20 protein-coding genes and 1 pseudogene are annotated in these 17,601 nt (G+C 49.0%); 9 read left to right on the forward strand and 12 right to left on the reverse strand.

Features of this window, described 5'->3' with window-relative positions:
* Window positions 1-54 precede the first annotated feature (54 nt).
* From JI735_RS02695 to JI735_RS02725, 7 genes are all read right to left on the reverse strand, one after another.
* Window positions 55-306 (reverse strand): hypothetical protein, encoded by a 252-nt coding sequence (locus JI735_RS02695; RefSeq protein ID WP_039834954.1) that lies wholly within the window; start codon window positions 304-306, stop codon window positions 55-57.
* 53 nt (window positions 307-359) lie between these two features.
* Window positions 360-1,112 carry an ABC transporter permease gene (locus JI735_RS02700; protein ID WP_039834953.1) on the reverse strand — a complete coding sequence of 251 codons (753 nt, stop codon included), beginning with the start codon at window positions 1,110-1,112 and terminating at the stop codon, window positions 360-362.
* On the reverse strand, window positions 1,106-1,882 hold the full coding sequence (locus JI735_RS02705; RefSeq protein WP_202677025.1) for an ABC transporter ATP-binding protein: 777 nt from the start codon (window positions 1,880-1,882) through the stop codon (window positions 1,106-1,108). The genes JI735_RS02700 and JI735_RS02705 overlap by 7 nt, the downstream gene beginning before the upstream one ends.
* Window positions 1,863-2,876, reverse strand: coding sequence for an ABC transporter substrate-binding protein (locus JI735_RS02710; RefSeq protein WP_039834948.1), 1,014 nt, complete (start codon window positions 2,874-2,876; stop codon window positions 1,863-1,865). The genes JI735_RS02705 and JI735_RS02710 overlap by 20 nt, the downstream gene beginning before the upstream one ends.
* 357 nt (window positions 2,877-3,233) lie before the next feature.
* Window positions 3,234-3,719: a nitroreductase family protein gene (locus JI735_RS02715; RefSeq protein ID WP_051051723.1), complete on the reverse strand. Its 486-nt coding sequence runs from the start codon at window positions 3,717-3,719 to the stop codon at window positions 3,234-3,236.
* 10 nt (window positions 3,720-3,729) lie between these two features.
* Window positions 3,730-4,311, reverse strand: coding sequence for a nitroreductase family protein (locus JI735_RS02720; RefSeq protein ID WP_039834947.1), 582 nt, complete (start codon window positions 4,309-4,311; stop codon window positions 3,730-3,732).
* Between the two features lie 19 nt (window positions 4,312-4,330).
* Window positions 4,331-4,837, reverse strand: coding sequence for a MarR family transcriptional regulator (locus JI735_RS02725; RefSeq protein ID WP_039834946.1), 507 nt, complete (start codon window positions 4,835-4,837; stop codon window positions 4,331-4,333).
* 220 nt (window positions 4,838-5,057) lie between these two features.
* Here JI735_RS02725 and JI735_RS02730 point away from each other — a divergent pair, with 220 nt between their 5' ends.
* From JI735_RS02730 to JI735_RS02745, 4 genes are read left to right on the forward strand one after another with little or no spacing between them, the layout of a single operon-like run.
* On the forward strand, window positions 5,058-5,387 hold the full coding sequence (locus JI735_RS02730; protein ID WP_020428594.1) for a PadR family transcriptional regulator: 330 nt from the start codon (window positions 5,058-5,060) through the stop codon (window positions 5,385-5,387).
* A gap of 14 nt (window positions 5,388-5,401) precedes the next feature.
* Window positions 5,402-6,265, forward strand: a complete 864-nt coding sequence (locus JI735_RS02735; protein WP_039834945.1) for a pentapeptide repeat-containing protein — start codon at window positions 5,402-5,404, stop codon at window positions 6,263-6,265.
* A gap of 15 nt (window positions 6,266-6,280) precedes the next feature.
* Window positions 6,281-7,042, forward strand: coding sequence for an ABC transporter ATP-binding protein (locus JI735_RS02740; protein ID WP_039834944.1), 762 nt, complete (start codon window positions 6,281-6,283; stop codon window positions 7,040-7,042).
* On the forward strand, window positions 7,043-7,810 hold the full coding sequence (locus JI735_RS02745) for an ABC transporter permease (RefSeq protein ID WP_039834943.1): 768 nt from the start codon (window positions 7,043-7,045) through the stop codon (window positions 7,808-7,810).
* Between the two features lie 99 nt (window positions 7,811-7,909).
* On the opposite strand, the gene JI735_RS02750 is transcribed toward JI735_RS02745, so the two are convergent.
* From JI735_RS02750 to JI735_RS02765, 4 genes and pseudogenes are all read right to left on the reverse strand, one after another.
* Window positions 7,910-9,007 carry a Ger(x)C family spore germination protein gene (locus JI735_RS02750; RefSeq protein WP_051051722.1) on the reverse strand — a complete coding sequence of 366 codons (1,098 nt, stop codon included), beginning with the start codon at window positions 9,005-9,007 and terminating at the stop codon, window positions 7,910-7,912.
* On the reverse strand, window positions 9,000-10,079 hold the full coding sequence (locus JI735_RS02755) for a GerAB/ArcD/ProY family transporter (RefSeq protein WP_039834942.1): 1,080 nt from the start codon (window positions 10,077-10,079) through the stop codon (window positions 9,000-9,002). Before JI735_RS02755 ends, JI735_RS02750 begins: the two co-directional genes overlap by 8 nt.
* A gap of 14 nt (window positions 10,080-10,093) precedes the next feature.
* Window positions 10,094-11,514: pseudogene (locus JI735_RS37685) on the reverse strand (spore germination protein).
* A gap of 146 nt (window positions 11,515-11,660) precedes the next feature.
* Window positions 11,661-11,792: a hypothetical protein gene (locus JI735_RS02765; protein WP_408638033.1), complete on the reverse strand. Its 132-nt coding sequence runs from the start codon at window positions 11,790-11,792 to the stop codon at window positions 11,661-11,663.
* 170 nt (window positions 11,793-11,962) lie between these two features.
* On the opposite strand from JI735_RS02765, the gene JI735_RS02770 reads away from it, so the two are divergent.
* Both JI735_RS02770 and JI735_RS02775 read left to right on the forward strand, forming a co-directional pair.
* The gene (locus JI735_RS02770; RefSeq protein ID WP_039834940.1) at window positions 11,963-12,340 is read left to right on the forward strand and encodes a Dor-1 like family protein; all 378 of its coding nucleotides are present in this window, start codon (window positions 11,963-11,965) and stop codon (window positions 12,338-12,340) included.
* Window positions 12,341-12,645: 305 nt separating this feature from the next.
* Complete coding sequence (locus JI735_RS02775) at window positions 12,646-12,831, forward strand: hypothetical protein (protein WP_020428607.1); 186 nt, start codon at window positions 12,646-12,648, stop codon at window positions 12,829-12,831.
* Between the two features lie 205 nt (window positions 12,832-13,036).
* Here JI735_RS02775 and JI735_RS02780 read toward each other — a convergent pair whose 3' ends face one another.
* Window positions 13,037-13,261 (reverse strand): helix-turn-helix domain-containing protein, encoded by a 225-nt coding sequence (locus tag JI735_RS02780; protein WP_019908812.1) that lies wholly within the window; start codon window positions 13,259-13,261, stop codon window positions 13,037-13,039.
* Between the two features lie 403 nt (window positions 13,262-13,664).
* Between JI735_RS02780 and JI735_RS02785 the strand changes: the two genes are divergently transcribed.
* From JI735_RS02785 to efeO, 3 genes are all read left to right on the forward strand, one after another.
* A complete protein-coding gene (locus JI735_RS02785; protein WP_039834939.1) occupies window positions 13,665-14,648 on the forward strand; it encodes a LacI family DNA-binding transcriptional regulator in 984 nt (327 codons plus the stop codon).
* Window positions 14,649-15,534: 886 nt separating this feature from the next.
* Entirely contained in the window at window positions 15,535-16,257 is a 723-nt protein-coding gene (locus JI735_RS02790; RefSeq protein ID WP_039834938.1) for a hypothetical protein, read from the forward strand.
* Window positions 16,258-16,701: 444 nt separating this feature from the next.
* A complete protein-coding gene (efeO, locus tag JI735_RS02795; protein ID WP_039834937.1) occupies window positions 16,702-17,598 on the forward strand; it encodes an iron uptake system protein EfeO in 897 nt (298 codons plus the stop codon).
* Window positions 17,599-17,601 lie beyond the last annotated feature (3 nt).

Below are 17,601 nucleotides of genomic sequence, written 5' to 3' on the forward strand. Positions count from 1 at the left end.
TATAAAAAGACAGACCCCGTCCTTGTCCGGAAGTCCATCTTCATTTTCTTTAATTTAGAAATTCATCATACTTCCGCGGACAGATGTGCTGTCCATCATTCCACCCTTGCCGGTGCCTTGCTTGCTGTGGCAATTGTTCACCATATCTTTGATCTGACTGTCAGTCAGATCCGGGTGCATCTTTTTGGCAAAAGGAAGCATGTTCTCGAACCAGCTTTGTCCATTGTCTGCTTCCGCCGCATAAACACTTGTCCCGATTCCCATAACCAATACCAATGCGATGATACCTAACCAGATTTTTTTCAATTTGTTCTCCTCCTTCTGTGTATACAGCATAACCCACAGTTGTGAAGAACTTATTAACGCCGCCATTTCATAAATTTGTAATCCATAACATCCACCAACAGGAACAGTACAAAACCGACCAGGCTGAACAGCATAATGCCCGCATACATTTCCGGATAGTCCAGCCGCAGCCAGGCATCCATGATGAAAAAGCCCATCCCGTGCTCCGTCCCGTAAATTTCAGTGAAAAATAAAACGGATATCGCGGTTCCGAGCGAGATCCGGATCGTGCTGAGAATGACTGACAATGCCCCGGGCAGGGTCACATTCCAGAATTTCTGTCCTGTGCTTGCGCCGATACTGGTCAGGACATCATAGGTGCTCTCGGGGATCGCCTTGACCCCGTCGCGCACGGAAATGATGACCTGGAACAGCAGAATCAGCATAATCATCAGCACTTTGGAGGTTTCCCCCAGACCGAAGAAGAGCATAACCACCGGCAGCAGCGCAATCTTCGGAATCGGATAGGTGAGGTAAACTACCGGGTCCAACAGCCGGTTCCACAGCGGGGAACGGCCCATCAAGAGACCAATCAGCAGACCGATCAGCAAGGCCAGCAGCACGCCTTCGAAGATCCGCAGCAGGCTGTATCCGACATTCAGGGCCACTTCCTTGGCTCCCAGATGGAACATCGCCTCATAGACTGCTCCGGGGCTGGGCAGAATCGGATGATGCATCAGCAGATAGGCAATGTACCAGACCAGGTTCATGCCCAAAAAGACAAACAACAGCCGCAGCAGGTGTGGAAAACGCCGTTTTTTCACCATTTCGCAAGCATTACCTTTCTGATCCGTTTGCTCTGCTCAAAAAACTCATCACTGTCCCGCTTCTCCGCATGTTTCATGGCAAAGACAGATGCGTTGTCGAGGACCTCAGGGGTATCCTCTTTGGCTGATGGCATCACAACGATTTTTTGCCCCAGCAGAATCGCCTCTTCCACATCATGGGTGACAAACAGCGCAGCAGCCGGATGTGTCAGCCAATTATCCAGGAAAATCTGCTGCAGCGCTTCGCGGGTAATGGCATCCAGCGCGGAGAACGGCTCATCCAGCAGCAGGATCGCCGGCTGAATGGCAAAAGCCCGGGCGATCGCCACCCGCTGCTGCTGCCCTCCGCTCAGGGAGAGCGGGTAGCGGCCGGCGAGCTCAGCAATCCCCATTGACTGCAGCCAATGGGTAATTTCCGCTTCCATGGCTTCCCTGCTCCCTCCATCCGGGCGGGTAATCTTCATAGCCACCCGGATGTTATCGCGGACCGTTTTCCAGGGCAGCAGTCCGTAATTCTGCGGAACCAGCCCGATCAGCGTTCCCTGGTCATGCACGGATTTTCCGTTGAACAGCAGTTCACCCTCATACTCCGGCAGAAGGCCTGCCACCGCGCGCAGCAGCGTGGATTTCCCGCTGCCGGAGGGCCCGATAATCGTGTATATGCCATGCTCGGGCAAGGTTAAATCGACCTGCCCGAGAGCCTTTTGTCCGCTTTTATATTCCACTTGAAGCGCTTTGATGCTCAGTCCGCTATTTCTTAAACTGGACATCGGAGATCACTTCTTCGGCCGGTATATTTTTGGTCAGCAGGCCTTTTTCCCGGGCCCAGGCAAATGCCGCTTCCACTTCCTTCACGTCCACCTGATTCGCCGGCAGATACTCCGGCACTGTGATCTGATCCTTCAGGGTATCCGGGTAACCGACCTCCTTGATAATCAGATCGATATATTCGGATTGGTCGTGTGATTTCATATAAGCTACCGCTTCATCATAGGCGGCATACATATCCTGAATAGCTTGGCCTTTGGCGTCAATTACGCTTTGCGGAAAGGCCAGCACAAACGGATTTATTCCGGCAGTCTTGGTAGAGCTGAGCACGCGCAGGCCTGACGCTTTGCCCATAGTGACATAAGGCTCCGGCAATACAGCAGCATCCGCTTTTTGGTTTTTCAGCAGTTCCAGACGGGTTGGAATTTGAGGCACCTCGGTCACCTTTATATCCTCTTCCGTCAGGCCTGCCTGCTTCAGCATCATTGCCACCGTATATTGGGTTGAAGTGTTTTTGGACAGAATTACCGTCTTGCCCTTAAGGTCCTTCACCCCCTGGACTCCGTCATTTCCGGTCAACAGATCGAACTCGCCAGTGGTGGTACTGGTGATCTTGACATCCAGCCCCGCTTCATTATAGATCGAAATTGCGACCAAATCCGCGCTGATTCCATCCACTTTACCGGCCTGGAAGGCCACATCACGGTCTTTGGCGCTCTTGAACGTCTGAATCTCCAGATTCACGTTATGCTTTTTGTCGAAGCCCTGCTCGTGGGCAATAATGAATGGAATCGCATCAATCGAAGGTAAAAGTCCCAGTGTCAGTGCCGCCGCTTCAGCGGGTGCATCACTTGCAGCCGGTGCGTTTCCAGCGGCATTTCCTGTAGCAGGCGCGCCTGCATTATTCGTATTTGAGCCGCAGCCCACCGCCACCATACTCATCGCAGCGACCAGCATGAACAGCATCATTAAGTGTTTCCAGTTTCTTCTCTCCATGGTTCTCGAGTAGCCTCCATCTTCTTGTTGATTGGGTTCTGAGCTTCTTTTCCTCCTGGAGGTCCGCCTGGCAATATACATCCGCATATGCGAATTTATTCACATAAGGACATGCAAGAAGAGACGCGCCCTCAGACCAAGAGGCACCCGGTTCCGGCCTTCCTGACAAATCTGTTTTTGCGAGACTTATGTACTTTGCCTGTCCCCCGAAAAGCTCAAGTAATGCAATTCTACACCCATTGCCCTATTTTGTATATTTATAAATTGAAATAATTTCCCGGATTTCTCCATGACAAAAAGCTATCCCCTGCCTTTCCAGGCCGGGGATAGCTGCAGATTCTCACTGTGTTCCAGCATTTAGAGCAGATCGAACTTCACCTCAGCCCTTTGTGGAGAAGGCGTTGCTCCGGGATCTCCATCCCAAAAACCTATTTCAAGAACAGCAGCAATGCGTTCCTTGTCCTGCACGCCAAAAGCATTCATCTGCTTCCGGTCATATATCCAGTCATTCATCGTCCGCCTTACCCCCAGCTTGCGCTCACAGGCAAGCAATTCGAAGTTCTGCATCAGGCAGCAGACCGCAGCGAAATCCTCATCCCGCTTGTATGAGTCACTCTCTTCCTTCATGACCACAATAAGGTATGCCGGAGCAGGTTCCTGCAAGCCGGACAGCCTGCCGCTGCTGTCATTGTCAGCATAGATGAATCTCCAAGGCTCTCTTAGCCCGTCATTCGGCGCCCATACCGCATCATTCAGCAGCTCCAGCACCAGCTGCCGGGGTACTGACTGTCCGGAAAAGGAGCCGGAGCCGCGCAGCTCCGGGCGGAAATTGAATAAAGTCATATGATCCCTCCTATTTCAAGCTCTGGCTGCCTGCATAGACCGTCCATTTCTTCTCGGCCGGTGTCCTTGAGCGGCCCCTGGGGGCCTTATTGTAGTACCCCAGATGAAGAACGCCTACAAACCGCTCATTCTCACGGATGCCGAGACGTTCGTAAAAACCCTCGCTCTGCATCATCGGCTCCGTATCCCATAACATGCCTAGCTGGCGCTCCCAGCCCAGCAGCTGGAAATTCTGCAGGATGCTGCAGACCGCCGCATAATTCCGGTCGCTTGCCTGCCGGTCAGGGCCAGTGCCTGCAATAACGACTACATGGCCGGGAATATCGGCAAATCTTTTTTTGAACAGCTCGATCATCTTGCCCGGCATCCATTTGCCCAGCCTGCTCCCGGCCATATGCTCCATCATGTAATCAGCCAGCCGTTTGCGCGACTCGGGGGTACCGGCATAAATACAGCGCCAGACGGCATCTTCGGCATTAGGATACAAGCCTGCTGCCTGCTGCAGCAGTTCGGCCACCAGCTCCCGGGCGACAGGCGTCTGATTAAAGCTGCGGATCGTCCGCCGTCCTCTGATCAATTCAGCCAGACTCATGATTCCCACGCTCCCAGGTTCATCTTTTTGCGGTTCCCCCGGATATTCGCAATTCCAACTCCGCGCTGTAATCCTTAAGGAAACTGCCAATAATCTTCAATTCTCCAGCTGAGTATTTGCCCAAAAAACAGTTAAGCCGCTCTGCTTCATTCGCATGAATCCGTTCATGGAGATCAAATATCTTCTTCCCCTGCGGGGTCAGCCGGAAATAGCTTTCCTTTTTGTTGTCATTCAATTGCATTCGCTCCACGAGTCCATCCCCGAGCAGTTTGCCGCCGATCTTGGTGATGCTGGCTTTGGACAGCTCCATCTTCCCGGCAATAGCTGTGCTGTTGATGGGCTCATGACGCCCGATACAATCGATCACATGCACAGCAGTAATATTGTGCGGAAAGTTCTCGATCCGCTCCCTTTCGGCAATGCTGAGAAAATGATCAATTTCTGTATCCGAAAAAGATTCATAGACGTGCAGAAATCGAATGAACTGTTCATACACCTGCTGTTTGACCGCATCTGCAGATTCCATAGGTTATGGCGCTCCATTCACTAAGTAGTTTTTTGTTAACCAGTAAACTATATTGGCATCTTATCATTATTGATAATGATTATCAACTATAAAGTTTCTTTTCGAAGAAGGGTTCTGATTCCTGCTGCCCGGCTGTGCAACCCAACAAAGTATTGTATTTAAAATATTACCTTGACAGTCAAGGTACTGTGTCGTATTATACAGATGCGGAGGTGATGATATGAGCGAGAATAAAATTACATCCGACCTGCTGCGCGGACATACCGATACGATGATTTTACGGCTCTTATCCGAAGCTGACCGCTACGGGTACGAGATCGTCAAGCTGATTGCCGAGCGTTCGGACGGTGAGTATGAATTAAAGGAAGCCACGATGTACTCCAGCGTCCGGCGGCTTGAGGCGGACGGTGATATCGAATGGTATTGGGGCGATGAATCTCAGGGTGGACGGCGTAAATATTTTAGGATTACCGAAAAGGGTAAGGCGGCTTATGCCCGCAACAAAAGCAACTGGGAATACGCAAAGCGCGTGCTCGAAAACTTATTATAGGGAGAGTTGATATTATGTACGAGAAATTGACCAGCTATTTGAATGGCGTTTTTGCACCCTACGATGGGGTGAAAAGCGCCACCGAACTAAAGGCCGATCTGCTCTCCGATTTGCAGGAGCGCTTTCGTGAACTCAAAGCCGAGGGCAAGGACGATGAAACAGCGTTTGAGATGACCATCAGCAGCATCGGAGATATTGAGCAGACGGTACAGGAGGTCGCCAATCTCTCCCGTTCCCTGGAACGGCAGGTGGTGACAAACTTCAGCTCGGGTAACCTGTCAAAGAGCGACTTCGCAGGTGTTACCGCCCACAAGGGAAAATTTGAAGGGAGCGCGTTGCTTGGCTCCGACTTTTCCGGTGCGGACCTGACGGGCAGCTCGTTCAAGGCCAGCGATGTGCGTGAAGCCCATTTTGACGGCGCAAATCTGACAGACTGCAACTTCTTTGCTCTTGATCTGGCGGGTGCAAGCTTCCGTCAATCCATCCTTGTGCGTACCAATTTCAGCAAGTCGTGGCTCGCCGGGGCCAAATTCATCGATGTAAAGCTGACCGACGTCAACCTAACCATGTGCGACCTGAGCAAAACAATCTTTGAGCACTGTATTTTCGACGGCGTGGACTTTAAGTCTTCCAACCTGTCGGGTCTGTGTCTGGACGGGCTGACCTTTCTCGGCGTCAAGTTTGACAAGGCAGCGCTGAACGAGGTTTCGTTTAAAGGTGCAACGCTGAAAAATGTGTCTTTCCCAACGTCTAACCTGTCCAAGAAGTATTACCGCGCCATCAAGACCGTCTGCTTCGACGGCGCGATGATGGATAAACTGACCTATGCCGCACTCAAGGGCATGGAAGCAGACTTGTCAAAAGTTACAGTTATTTAAGGGAGGGGAAAGAAGATGCAAACCAAATCAATTCAAGTAAAAGGACTGCAAAAGTCCTACAAGCAGCTTCATGTCCTGAAGGGTGTAGACTTCGAGGTGGAAAAGGGCAGTATTTTCGCCCTGCTCGGCTCCAACGGCGCGGGCAAGACGACGGTTGTCAAAATCCTCTCTACGCTGCTCAAACCGGACAGCGGAACCGTCAGCGTAAACGGATTCGACGTTGCAGCGAGGCCTGGCGATGTGCGGCAGTCGATCAGTCTGACCGGGCAGTTTGCCGCCGTGGATGAGGTTTTGACCGGGCGGGAAAACCTGATCATGATTGCCAAGCTGCGGCATCTTAATCATCCGCTTCAAGTTGCGGACGATTTGCTGAAACGCTTCGGCTTAACGGACGCTGCCGACCGTAAGGCATCTGCTTATTCGGGCGGTATGCGCCGCAGGCTTGATATCGCCATGAGCCTTGTAGGAAAACCGCAGCTTATTTTCCTCGATGAGCCAACCACCGGGCTTGACCCCGAGGCGCGCATTGAGGCTTGGAAGATTGTAAAGGAGCTTGCGGACGGCGGCACTACGGTATTCCTGACCACGCAGTATTTAGAGGAAGCCGAGCAGCTTGCCGACCGGATTGCCATTCTGCACGAGGGCAGGATTATCGCCAGCGGCACGCTCGCAGAACTGAAAAAGCTGTTTCCATCCGCAAAGGTGGAGTATGTTGAAAAACAACCGACACTGGAAGAAATTTTCCTCGCAATCATCGGCAAAAAGGAGGCCGTTTAAATGGAAACAACAAAAAACCATTTTTTCAGCGACATGAGTGTGATGCTTGGACGTTCCATGCGCCATATTTTGCGAAGCATGGACACCATCGTCACGGTCTGCATCACACCGATTGCGTTGATGCTGCTGTTCGTCTATGTGCTCGGCGGAGCCATCCAAACCGATACGGATAACTATGTGAACTACCTGTTGCCCGGTATCCTGCTGATTGCGATTGCAAGCGGTATATCCTATACGGCTTACCGCCTGTTTTTGGATAAGCAACGGGGCATCATTGAACGGTTCCACTCCATGCCGATTGCGCGTTCCACCGTGCTGTGGGGGCATGTGCTGACCTCGGTGGTATCCAACGTCATTTCTGTTGTCGTCATTATTCTCGTAGCGCTCATTATGGGCTTTCGCTCGTCGGCGGGGATACTGTCCTGGCTTGCCGTGGCCGGTATACTCGTGCTGTTTACGCTGGCTTTGACCTGGGTCGCGGCGATTGCCGGACTATCCGCAAAATCGGTGGAAGGTGCAAGCGCGTTTTCCTATCCGCTTATCTTCCTGCCGTTTATCAGCTCGGCATTTGTGCCGACCGAGTCGATGCCGTCTGCCGTCCGTATTTTTGCCGAAAACCAGCCGGTGACCTCAATCGTAGAAGCCATTCGTGCGCTGCTGTCAGGTCAGCCGGTGGGCAATGATATATGGGTCGCTCTCGCCTGGTGCGTCGGGATTTCACTCGTAGCCTATTGCTTTGCTATGAGAGTGTATAAAAAGCGGGTGTGATTAACAGACAGGTACACCATAGGTTGGATGGATGCGTCGCAGTGCCGCCGCGTGATGCATCCCGTCTTGCCCTTCCTTCTCGAAGCAAAGGCTAACCGGCTACATGTATTTACCGTAGTCCTTAATTGTCACTTTTACTCGGCACTCCACTTCAACCCCGGGATATACTTTTCTCCAATCGAGACTTTTCCATGCCTTATAGGTAAGGCTGTTTCTTACATATTGTCCGATGCCAATGCTGTCCACATTGTTCTGCTGCAGCTGCCTTACCATTTCCTGAGCCTTGTCCCTGATATATTCGGCGACATCTCCTTCCAATTCATGACGTTTTTTACTCTGTGAAAGATCCCCATGTCCGGTATATTCAAGCACCGAGCCTTGGATGGAATTAGCAATAATAAACTTGAAGCGATTGTCTCCGAGATGCTGCACACTCACCTTCCGCTTATTCAGCATAGAGCTGAACATGACCACCACTTTTCTGCCATTTCGTTCACCTAATTTAGCAGACAATTCTCCTTGTTTGATGTCCCCCCGGAGCAGGGCAAAGATAATTCCATCTTTGGCCGGAATTTTCATCACGAAGCGGTCATCCTGAAAAAAAGCAATCCCGGAAATGCCGGCTCTGTTCCCTTCATCCTTTACAATCGGAGCAATCGGATCAATTCCATCATCGTGATATTCCCTGGTGAACGCATAAAGTGTAGTTGGTGGAATGGCGTCGGAAGAGCTCTCTTTTTCCAGCAAATGATTAACATATGTTCCTGTATCCTTATTGGGCTTAAAGGGTTTGGACAGCAATTTACCTGCATCTCCATCCACTATGGCCACTTGGACCCCAAGAGCAATAGATGGATCGCGTAAAAGCGTATCAATATGATCCGCAAGCCCTTCCTTGGCCAGCTCTGATCCGAACAGAACACTTCTTAACTGGCCGCTGACCAGGCGAAGATCAATTTGTTTCGATAACCGCACCCTCGCTTCTTTGAGGCTGTCGGTTACTGCTGTCAGCAGCAGTCTGCGTTCCGACGATTCTGGATCAATAACCGGAATAGAGTAGGTCGTTTTCAGCTGATGATTCTCCGCCAGGTCGTAACTGGCGGTTTGCACCAGTCCCAGCTTCTCAAGAATCCTCTGATCGCTACTGCAGCCGGTCAACAGCAGCATCAGGAGTACAGCAGACAGCCGCCTATACACGGGATACCCTCCTTCCTTGAAGGAGCAGCAGCGCTATCAATAGTACAGGCAGACCAAAAGCAATCCCGGTGACAGCGTATCCCAGATGGAGAATCCAGTTATTCACCTGATCCAAGGTCTTCGGGATATAAGAGATGCAGTAGGAGATGACCGTCAACAGAAACGCCATGACCGGAATTTTTAACTTGGGAATCATTCTTCTCATTGCCTCCATAGCCCCCCACCAATACATTGCCGCTGTGATCAGTATCAAAAAGAGGAAAAACCCGTAAAGCATATTTTCCAGACGCTCAACGAATGGAAACTGGATATAGGCCAGCATATCCAATAGCGGAAACAGCAGCTTTTTCAACTGTCCAAAGCTGAAAAAACCAAAACATATAAGGGACAAACAAATGTAAACCAGAGATAAAAAAGCATTTCCTGCATAAATGGCAGCCAGCGATTTTTTGCTTTTATCCATATAAGGAAACAGAAGGATAGATAACTCGTAGCCAAGGTAAGCAGAATATAGATCGAAGGCTCCTTTGATCTGGTCATGGCCTCCCTGCAAAATAAAGGGTGTCAGGCGGACCCAATTGAAGGAAGGGAGAAACCAGAGAAAGATAAAGTACATCCAGAATGTCATCCAAAAGAAGAAGGTTGCCACTTTGGATATCGTAAAGATCCCTTTAATAAGCAGCAGAAAAAGCAGGACATCTAGAGCCATCTTGAATACCATCGGATTGGTCGTTGGGAAAGCAAGCATTTGAAATAAAAGCACATATTTTTTACCGATCATACAGCCGAAGAGCAGCCAGACAGAACACAGTCCAAGATAGACAGGATACAGTACAGCTTTGGGGACGGACCGCTCCATGATTTCAAAAACCGACTTTCCGCCTCCCAGCCGGTGCACCAGCGTGATCAAATAAATATTGAAAGACGTCAGCAGCAGACCCGGCAGCAGAACCAGCCATCCGTTTGTGCCGAAATAATCAGCCAGCTGGCGCGGCAGGGTGAAGACAATGATCCCGATTTGGCTCATATACACCAGGATGCCAACATGAAAGGGGCTGAGCTTCTCCATCATAAAATTTCTGACGCCTACTTTCTTTTGATCTGCTTGATTGGATTAGGCGATTGGGACTGGGAAGGCCTCCGGGTTAAAAAGGTGAACGGCGCACGGATAAAAATATCCTTCCAATCCCCTGGCGCCATCGGCGCAACCGGGATTAAATAAGAGGAACCCAGGCTTGTGAGGCTGGAAATATGCGTTACAATCAGGGCAACCCCCATGGCTATCCCTATATTTCCCCAGATACCAGCCAGTATGATAATGCCAAAGCGAACCAGCCGGATCGAGGCGCTCATCATATAGCTGGGAATTACAAAAGAGGCGATTGCAGAAGAGGCTACAGCAATAATCAGGACATTACTGGTCAACCCCGCCTGAACGGCAGCTTGTCCAATGACAATCCCCCCTACAATCCCGATGGTTTGCCCAATTTTGGTTGGAAGACGGGCGCCTGCTTCCCGCAGAAGCTCAATCATGGTTTCCATAAGCAGCGCCTCGTAAACCGGTGGAAAAGGCACTCTGTTCCGCGATTCAGCCAGTGTCCGAAGCAGTGCTTCGGGGATCATTTCGTAATGAAAGGTAGTCACGGATACATAAAATGCTGTGAACGAAATCGTAATCAGCAAAGCGAGATATCTTAACAGCCGGAGTGCCGTTCCCAAAGCCCAGCGCTGATAGTAATCATCCGGTGAGGAGAAGAATTCAAAAAAGCGGAGGGTGCGGCAAATGCGGTCGGACTGTTGTCAATCAGTGTGATAATCCGGCCGGCTGTCAGCTTGGATACAGCCACATCGGGCCTTTCTGTAGTCAGAAATTGCGGAAAAACCGAATTAGGACGGTCCTCCAGAAACTGGGTCAGCATCCCCCCATCATTAACAGCATCTATTTCGATCCGTTTAATCCGTTTCTCCAGTTCCCCGACATATTTCATATTGGCGATATCTTTAATATAAAGGACATACACACTGGTCTTGGTGATTTCTCCGACAGAATACTCCTTAATTTTCAGATGCGAGCTTTTGATTCTTTGGCGTATCAGCGAAATATTTGTCATGGCGCATTCCACAAAAGCGTCATGGGGGCCGGAAATAATGGTTTCGGTTTCGGATTGCTGTACAGCCCGCGTTTTCGGGCCATAGATATCGAGCAAATAGACATTTTTTTCGTGAAAAATGGCGGCGCTGCCCGCCAGGATTCCCGCAACCACAGTTTTAGATTCTGTTACCCGCGTAAATTGTGATTGTTGGAATAACTGCTCCAACTCATCAAGCTGAACCTGGGCAAAGGGCGCCAGAATCTCATCTGTAAACAGTTTTTGGTCCACTATGCTGGTGAAGTAGACAATATCAGTCCGTATTTCCGGAAAGGAGCGGAAGATCAAATCCGCACATTGGTCAAACTCATCAAGAATATGCCGCAGCATAGGAGCATTTTGTGGGTTGGCATCCATAAGATTAACCCGCCTTTACCATAAGTTTTTGGTAGTATTCCCACATTCCCCTTGGATATTAGCCGGAAACACCTGTCAGTCAGCAAAAAAGCCCGCTTTCCTCCCGAAGGATGAAAGAAGGCTCTCGCTTTAGTTGATTTCATTCACTACATCGTTACACCGGTAACACATGTTCCATTCTTCGTAATTTTATAATTCAGAATTTCACCGTTCCAGAAATGGAACTTCAGGATTACATCGCCATTGTTGACTTCGTTGAAGTTAGTGTAAAAAACCAGTCAAAATTGCATATTATCCGCTCACTTCCAGCGGGCTGCGAATTCATCATTTTAACAATTTTTGTCCACCTTGATCTGTGCTATAATAAATCAAAATTACACCGATGAAGTCCCCTCTCCCGCATCCATCATCCATCGATAATTTATTCAATAGCTGAGGAGCTGTGACGATGAGTGACCCCGTTCTTCAACAGATACTAACTGCTTTAACAGGCGTACAGACGGATTTGAATGAGATGAGAACTGAGTTCAGTGAGATGAAATCAGAGATCAGCGGCATGAAATCAGAGATCAGCGGCATGAAATCAGAGATTAGTGAAATAAGAACTGAGATCAACGAGATGAAAACCGAAATTGCCAGCATCAAAGAGGATACCCGGCTGATTCCGTTGATTCAGCAAGCTGTATCAGAAGTGAACGCTGAGGTAATTGCTACCCGTGACACCATCGAGCGCATTGAGGAAACGCTGCGCGGACATGACGTAACACTTGATTTGCTGTCCAGACGATCCATCGATCAGGAAGCCGCTTTGAAGCGGATTAAATAATCTTTCTGCATATCTTATCCATGGGGCTGCCTTTGTAGGCAGCCGCTTTTTTGGGGACAAGCCGGTTTAGTCCACCTTCCCGGCGTTACTCTTGAACGACACTTCGGAGATCTCAAAATCGTCTCCATCCAGGAGACATATATCTTCCGGCCAGAAACAAACCCCTTTATCTACGCAAATAATTCACATATTTATGTCTTTTTCAGGCGGACACACCTTTTAAAATCATTTTATTGTGTTATAATGAAAGCGTAACCAAAGGAGCTGTGAACAATAGATTTCATCGCCCAAGGAGGATGGAAGAAATGCTGGCTGGACTGAAGGAACTTAAGAATTGGGTAGCGGGAATGTGGCAGCCGTGGATGACCTCAGAGGAAGAGGACTACTGGAAAATCGAATATTCGGCAGAGCGCCATCTGCACACTCCGCCAACACCTAGCCCGCTCACCTATCAGGAAGAAGCACGCATCAAATCAGTGAAATACCACTAACCAACTACTAACGAGATCAATTACTCTTATAATACCTTGAGCATAAAGCCGCGTAAGCCGGAGAACTTCCGGTCTGCGCGGTTTTTTTAGCCACTATGTAGACCTGAATTGGGAACAGCCCCCGGGTGAACTGCCCCAACAAAAAACCTCCCTTCATCCCAAAGGATAAAAGAAGGCATAAACGCGTCGCTTCAGAAGCAAGGAGCTAGATTTTTAGCTCCCCAAGCTTAATCAGCTCGACAACCGCTTGCGAACGGCCTTTGACGTTTAGTTTTTGCATGACGTTGGAGATGTGGTTGCGGACGGTTTTTTCGCTGATGAATAACAATCCGGCAATATCCCGTGTTGTTTTGTCCTGCACAAGAAGCTCGAATACTTCGCGCTCACGGTGCGTCAAGAGAAATTTGCTGTGATGTTCGTTCCCTTTCAATGGTGTCACCCCTCCTTGCCCTGGGTTTGTTTGGTATAACAAGGTAAAGGGATACAGTCAAAACCATATTATGTATCGGGGAGATTAATGGTGCGATCACAGCTTTAAAATGGGCGGTGCGCTTTCTTTAACGTAAAACAACCCTAGATGCCTATGACCTCCAGACAGTAAACAAGCAGAAACGGCTGCGCTTCCCTTCGCATCAGGAAGCCCACCCGTTATAGGTTACATATACCGGTCCGTCACGCCCTTGCGGTCACGCCGGTTTGGTCCGGTAATGCTGTTGCAGCTTAAGTGTAGTTTATGAAATGGATTCCATAGCAAGTTTTTTATTCGGAGGGCCGCCGGCGTGCAATGTGCTAAAATAAAAGCACTATATCTCTGATCCCAGGAGGCAGCGCCAATGGCCAACATCAAAGAAATTGCCCGCATTGCCGGGGTTTCCGTAACGACTGTATCACGTGTGCTGAACAATCATCCTTATGTAAGCAAGGACAAAAGAACTGCTGTGCTGGAAACCATAGAGCAGCTGAATTATACACGCAATATGAACGCTGTCCATCTGATCACTGGCCGTACCGGGGCGGTGGCGGTGATATTGCCGTACATCAATTCTTTTTATTTCTCGGTGGTGATGGACGGGCTGGCTCAGGCAGCGCTGGCCGCGCAGTACCGGCTGATTCTGTGCCAGACCAACTATGTCCCTGAAGAAGAGCTAAAGGTACTGGACATGCTGCGCAACAAGGAAATTGACGGGGTAATCATTGTTTCCACCGCTCTGAAGCCGGAAGTCATCGAATCCTATACAATTTACGGACCGGTTGTAACCTGCCAGAATAGCGGAGAGCGCCAATTCTCTTCTGTATATATTGAGCATTATGCCGCTTTTCGCCATGGCCTGGAGTATCTGTACGGCAAAGGACACCGCAGAATCGGTTATTGCGAAGGCCGTCAGAACGGCAGCAGTGCCTCCATCCGCCAGAACGCTTTCCAGGACTTCCTTGCTGAAAAAGGGCTGCTCTTTGACCCGGAATGGATGATCTTTGACTGTATGCGTGAAGAGGATGGTGCGGAAGTGGCCCGGCGGCTGCTGGATAACCCGGATAGGTCAGGCCGGCCTGAGGCCATGATGATCTCAGGGGATCATATCGCCGCAGGCCTGATTATCGAAGCCCGCAAACACGGCCTGAAAATCCCGGAGGACCTCGCGGTAATGGGATTTGACAACCAGCCGATCGGACGGCTGCTCGGGATCACGACGATCGACAATCAGCTCTATCAGATGGGCGAAGCCGCCTTCGGGATCATACATGAGCAGATTAACGGCAGCAGCCTTCCGGTTACGCGCAAGCTGGATTACCGGATTATCGAGCGGTCCACGGTATAAGGGCGGAAGTTCGCAGTCTTGGAGCATCGCTGGCGGGTAATAACCGCATCGTTTACATATGCGGACTACTGTAAACCGAAAAATCGGCACGGGGACAAAATGCGGGCAGCTGCGCTTCCTCTCTGAGTGACTTGGGTGACTTTGATTGCATTTTCTGCAACAGATCTGCTCCCAAACGGGGGTTAATTTCGATTCTGCTGCACTATGTGCAATAGATCTCGCCAAAAAGAGTGATTTAAGGCTGTTTCTCTGAAATCTGTTGTACAAACTGCAATAGAAGCTTTTGGAAGCGCCGAAATAAGTTATTCTATTGCATAAACTGCAATGAGCTTTAAGGCATAGCTGTCTTTGAACCCTTCATTAATTACTCCTGTCTGCCGTGGCCCCATGGTCTTCAACGCCTCTTCCCTCTTCTCATATATTTCAGTTTACCTACTTCGTACTCCGTTCCACTTACACTTGAACTTACAAATGAAAACATCAGACTGTCTCCACCTTCGAATCGTAAATTCGCTATGAGATAATTCTCCACCGAAGCCAAACGAAGGATGAGTATTCTAAGGCGAGAGAAGAGCCTCAAATGAATGGGAGTCGCGCATCGCAGCTTCCGAGCAAGTGGAGAAAAAAGCGAGTTACTCGGCTGTCTTCACATTCGGATCGACGCCGCCGTTTGCTGATGGTTCAAAATATGCCAATCCTTACAGGGCTTAGGTCTGGGAAGAAGACTAGACTTAAGCTGGTTCTGATCTGGATGGAGCAATTGCTATACTTCAAAATAAATATATTAAACCCCGCCTGCGGTTAAATTCGTGGGACTTTTACTCATGCAATTGGTTATCGGCACAACAGAGTACCAAGTAGAAATCAAATTTCGGAGGCATCTAAAATGAATGACGAGTTACAACGTACGTTAAGTGAGATCATTGAATCAGGCTCACAATCTAACCCCGCCGTGAATGCACTTATTAGTGATTACGCTAAGTTTCATGCTGTACTCGCTATGGTTGGCGGATGTCTGGTACTCATATTTGCATGGCTTAGTATAATTTTTTGGACCAGATTTAAAAGCTCACCTAAGATCAGCAGGCTAAAATGGGGCTTTGAAAGAAAAGCCTACTTTGTTTTCGGGTTTTCGAGTAGTAGCGTTGCTTTATTTATGATCTTGATTGTTGTAGCCAATCTGACAAATACCTTGAATCCGTTGCATGGATTTTCATTGCTTGATTTTTCGTTTAAAATATCCTCTGGAGAAACATATAAGGACGAATTACGTTATGCATTTACTGAATGGATACAATCAGGTAATGAAAATATCCCGTCTATCATTCAGGAAAGGTTTAATAAGCGCATTGAGTTTCATACTACAAAAGCCATTGTTAGTGGAATATTGTTGATACTATTTGCGGGACTTAGTGTGTATATTTGGAACGCATTAGTAAGAAGGGCTAAATCAAATGATTCAAAATGGAGATTTAAAGAAAAAGCCTGCTTTGTTTTTGGTAGTGCCACGGTTGTTCTTGCTTTGTTAATGATGGTAATCGTAATGGCAAATACACAAGCAGCATTTGCACCTAAAACATTGTCTATGATCAATTTGTTTAATAGCTGATTGCACTGGTATGCAAGGCGAGTCTCCGCTCTGTTAGTGCGCGAAACAATAAGATACGCTCGGTGACTACGGAACAACCAAAGGGCGTATCTTTTTATATTGTTTTGACAACACCCGCAACACTTCCTTTTCACTCACTACAGTCTACTTTCCTCTTGACCTAACACTTACCTTTGCACACTTATTCTCACCTTACACTTTCACTTTCGCTTACGAATACGAACTGCCTGCGTTTATGTCGGTCACATATCCCCCTTTTTGCTTCTAGTCTAAGCCTCCCTCCGCTTGTTTCATTTGGCCCTATTTGTGTAATGCTTTGGCCCAGTGATATGTCAGTGAAGTAAATCACATTTTTATGTTGACAGTCTACGGGCAGGCAATTATGATAAATCCAGCAATAGTGATAACGATTATCATTTGCATATATAAAAAGGGGTGTTCTTAGTGAAGTTCAGTTATGCGTTTCCTGCGGGCCTGCTTGCAGCCTCCATACTGTTCGCCGGCTGCGGCAATGACAATAACAGCAATAATATTGGAAATCATTCAGGAAATGAAGCAGCCGCTACTGCAGGCGCTGTAACTAATGCCGCGGCTCCTGATGCTTCTGCTCCGGCGGCCGACTTCACCGCTGCCATTGAGCAATATCGCGCTTATGTTATTGAACAATGCGACGAGTTTGTGAAGCAGACAGAAGCTTTTACCACTGCCGTCAAGACCGGCAAGCTCGAAGATGCCAAAGCTCTATACGCTCCAGCCCGCATGTATTACGAACGGATCGAACCGATCGCTGAGGCGCTTGGAGATCTGGACCCGAATATCGATGCCCGTGAAAATGATGTGGACCCGGCTGAATGGCGCGGCTTCCATAAAATCGAGCAAGCCCTCTGGCAGAAAAACTCTACAGACGGGATGACCGGGACAGCCGATCAGCTGCTCAAGGATGCGCAGTTGCTTCGCGCCAAGGTCGAAACCGTGGACATCAACGAGAGCCTGCTTGTTACCGGGGCCGTTGAGCTGCTGAACGAGGTTTCTTCTTCTAAGGTAACAGGCGAGGAAGAGCGTTACTCCCATACGGACCTGTATGATTTTGTGGCTAATGTGGAAGGGGCGCAGAAGATTTATGAGCTGCTGAAGCCTGAGCTGACCAAAAAAGATCCTTCGCTTGCGCAAACGATCGGCGAACGGTTCGATGCGCTGCTGGCCGAGCTGGCGCCTTTTAAATCCGGGGACGGCTACGTTTCCTACGAAACGCTGAAGGAAGATGAAGTGCGTAAACTAAGCCAGAATCTGGATGCTTTAGCGGAGCCCCTGTCCAATATGGGTACTATTCTAGGAGTGTGACCG

This window comes from Paenibacillus sonchi, from assembly GCF_016772475.1.
Lineage (GTDB): Bacteria > Bacillota > Bacilli > Paenibacillales > Paenibacillaceae > Paenibacillus_AQ > Paenibacillus_AQ sonchi.